Genomic DNA, 1,578 nt, shown 5'->3' on the forward strand with positions numbered 1-1,578 from the left:
ATCGGGAGTGCGAAATATATCTTGATAAATTTGTTTTTTCTCCTCTCGGTCAACTTTGGCGGTACTATCGGAGAGAATTTCGATAATTAAATTGGGATATTTGCCCTCTTCTCGCCAAACTACCCAACTTCTGCGGTTGGGGTTGGAGTTTGTCCCCAAAACGACGAAAAAATCGGGACCACGGAAGAATTCTGACTTTTTCTGGTTGGGACTGTAATAGATAGTTAAATTGCCGGCGGCAAAATAATCTTCTCGCTTGCGCCACCACCATTCTAAACACTGAATTAGTAAAATAATTTGTTGTAGATGTAGGTTACTTTCCAAGGGTGGTTCATCACTCCAAAATTGGCCTTGTGGGAAGATTATCTCAGGGTTTACATGAGACTCGACTAGGGGTAAGCTTTGAGCGATAGTCATGGTTTATCCAACAGAGATAGGTCGATAACTTATTATAAATGATTGAATATACTTTTTGGATGGTTATAGCACCGGCAATTGAGTTAAAAAGTTAAAATGGGCTTAATGGCTACAATGTAAGAATATTAATAGCTCTCTGAGAGTTAAAAAATGCTAAAAACCAGCACTTTTCGAGTTTTGTAAGAGGTCTTATGAACAGAATTAACAATATTGTTTTGGTTCACGGTTTTTGGGCCGATGGTTCTAGTTATAATCAGATAACTGCCCAGTTATTAGCCGAAGGATACGCAGCGATCGCAGTGCAAAATCCTCTCACTTCTCTAGCGGATGACGTAGCTGCTACGAAAAGAATTTTAAACCGTATCGAAGGACAATGTATTCTAGTCGGTCATTCTTGGGGGGGTACGGTAATCACAGAAGCCGGCAACGATGAAAAAGTGTCCGGTTTAGTTTACATTGCAGCGCTGGCTCCCGATGCGGGGGAGTCGATGGTAGATTTGTTTAGTGAATACGAAACCCCATCACAGTATTTTCAAGAACAAGAGGGGTTTATCTGGATTTCTCAAGAGGGAATAGAGAAGATTCTCGCCAATGATTTGCCCGCCGAAAAAGCCGCTTTAATTTATGCCACCCAAACCCCAGCAGCCGCCTCTTTACTAACAGCAAAAACCACTACAACCGCCTGGAGAAATAAGCCGAACTGGTATATTGTCTCTAGTCAAGATCAAGCCGTACCCCCAGAATTACAGTTTAATTTGGCCGAGAGAATGGGAGCAAAGACAGTGGTTTTGGCATCCGGTCACGTCCCGACTATTTCCCATGCTTCAGAGGTTTTAGAGGTGATTAGAGAAGCCTCGAATAGGGGATAAGTAAATCGCCATTTTCCCCTTAAACAATACCGGAACGTAGGGCAATTACGGCCGCTTGTACTCGGTCATCCACGGCTAATTTATTCATAATTCCCCGCACATGGGTTTTAATAGTATTGGTACTTAAATAAAGTTGTTCGGCGATTTCAGCGTTACTTTTGCCCTCAACAATTAACTTTAAAACCTCCATTTCTCGCTCCGATAAAAGTGCTAGATTGGGATTAGGTTGCACTGCCGGCGGTTTGAGATTATCCATGACTAAACGGGCAATTTGGGGGTCTAAATAGGTGGC

General features: G+C 42.5%; 3 protein-coding genes. 1 reads left to right on the plus strand and 2 read right to left on the minus strand.

Annotation, left to right across the window (positions count from 1 at the left end):
• A partial coding sequence (locus tag PX481_RS17475; RefSeq protein WP_288095216.1) for a Uma2 family endonuclease occupies positions 1-417 on the minus strand: 417 nt, incomplete at its 3' end.
• Between the two features lie 191 nt (positions 418-608).
• Between PX481_RS17475 and PX481_RS17480 the strand changes: the two genes are divergently transcribed.
• On the plus strand, positions 609-1,286 hold the full coding sequence (locus PX481_RS17480; protein ID WP_002759226.1) for an alpha/beta fold hydrolase: 678 nt from the start codon (positions 609-611) through the stop codon (positions 1,284-1,286).
• Positions 1,287-1,305: 19 nt separating this feature from the next.
• On the opposite strand, the gene PX481_RS17485 is transcribed toward PX481_RS17480, so the two are convergent.
• The coding region (locus PX481_RS17485) for a response regulator transcription factor (RefSeq protein WP_288095218.1) at positions 1,306-1,578 on the minus strand (273 nt) is incomplete at its 5' end.

The organism is Microcystis sp. M53603_WE2, from assembly GCF_030065435.1.